This is a genomic window from Halovulum sp. GXIMD14793 (assembly GCF_054457435.1).
In genome coordinates, this window is record NZ_JBTLNE010000124.1 from 1 (window position 1) to 1,181 (window position 1,181).

At 54.8% G+C, this 1,181-nt stretch carries 1 protein-coding gene and 2 pseudogenes; 2 read left to right on the top strand and 1 reads right to left on the bottom strand.

Translation table 11 applies throughout. From position 1 onward, the window contains the following. Positions 1 to 79 precede the first annotated feature (79 nt). Positions 80 to 382 carry a hypothetical protein gene (locus ACW9UQ_RS18625; RefSeq protein WP_458932482.1) on the bottom strand — a complete coding sequence of 101 codons (303 nt, stop codon included), beginning with the start codon at positions 380 to 382 and terminating at the stop codon, positions 80 to 82. 174 nt (positions 383 to 556) lie between these two features. Between ACW9UQ_RS18625 and ACW9UQ_RS18630 the strand changes: the two are divergent. Together ACW9UQ_RS18630 and ACW9UQ_RS18635 are read left to right on the top strand one after the other, a co-directional pair. Then, a pseudogene (locus ACW9UQ_RS18630) lies at positions 557 to 778 on the top strand (IS3 family transposase); the annotation flags it as partial. After that, positions 775 to 1,181, top strand: a pseudogene (locus ACW9UQ_RS18635) (IS30 family transposase); the annotation flags it as partial. The pseudogenes ACW9UQ_RS18630 and ACW9UQ_RS18635, both read left to right, overlap by 4 nt.

Consider the following 1,181-nt stretch of genomic DNA (forward strand, 5'->3'; position numbering starts at 1 on the left):
TTTGATCATCCCAATGATTTGGACTTCCGTGAAACGGCTCTTTCGCATTCGTTTGCTCCTTCAAAAGGTTGAGCAAACTCTACATCAGAACGAGGGAAGTTTCGGGGGGCAGGTCACAAACCACCTCGCGCGATGTCAGTATGATCTTCAGCGCTTCCGGCGGCACTGTCAGTGCCCAAGGCTCCACCAGAATGGGATTTTCCTGCGTCGCTGTTTGCAGATATATGACACCCTTGGTGTCAACATATTCCACGGTGCCCTGAATAATCGGGAAATCCGAAAACAGCCCCTTGCCCTCGGGCAGTGCTGGCGTTCCAACTATGAACATCGGTAGAGTCAGGAAGCCCACTTTGAGGGCGGTAAAATATCTCTCGTATTTCATTTTGCGTTTAAGAACAATGCAATCAGGCTGATGCCAGGATTCATCATTGCCCCCATGGAAACTGCTTCTAAAAAGGAATCGCTCACTACCACTTTAGCGAAGGGTGCTGCGGGGCGAAGCCTGCGTCAACCCGTTTGTCCGCCATCACATCAGAGGCTTCCTGCAGAACAGTCCGGTTATCGTCGGATTGCCGCTCTTCTGAGGGATGCAGGCTGGATGGTGAACGACAAGCGTGTGGAACGACTGTGGCGGCGCGAGGGGCTCAAAGTACCCATGAAACAACCGAAGAAAGGGCGTCTCTGGCTGAACGATGGCTCATGCGTCCGGTTGCGGCCAGGGTATCGCAACCATGTTTGGTCCTATGACTTCGTGCATCATCGAACCGATGACGGGAAGCCTATCGCGCGGCGTGCTCGGATCAGCGGGCCTGGGACTGCGCAATGCGACCCAAATCATGTAAGCTCTCTTTCAACGAGCCATTGTGTCACCTGATTGCACGCAAGTTGCGTCGGAAATGGTCACCGCAGCAGATCGCTGGTTGGCTTAAGCGCAAGCACCCAAACGAAGAGCAGCACCGCGTGTCACACGAAACCATCTATCGCAGCCTCTATGTGCAAACCCGTGGGGTCCTGAAGAAAGAATTGCAGGAGTGTTTGCGCAGCCCGCGCGCCATTCGAAGGTCACGGTACGCAACCCAGAAAGGGTTGAAGCTGCGCAAGATTAAGGATGCGGTCCCGATCAGTGAACGGCCTCCTGAGGTCGAGGATCGGGCCGTGCCGGGACACTGGGAAGGCGACCT

Excerpts from the sequence above, each read along its gene's own strand:
- ACW9UQ_RS18625 (WP_458932482.1), bottom strand. The coding sequence starts at position 382 with ATGAAATACGAGAGATATTTTACCGCCCTCAAAGTGGGCTTCCTGACT.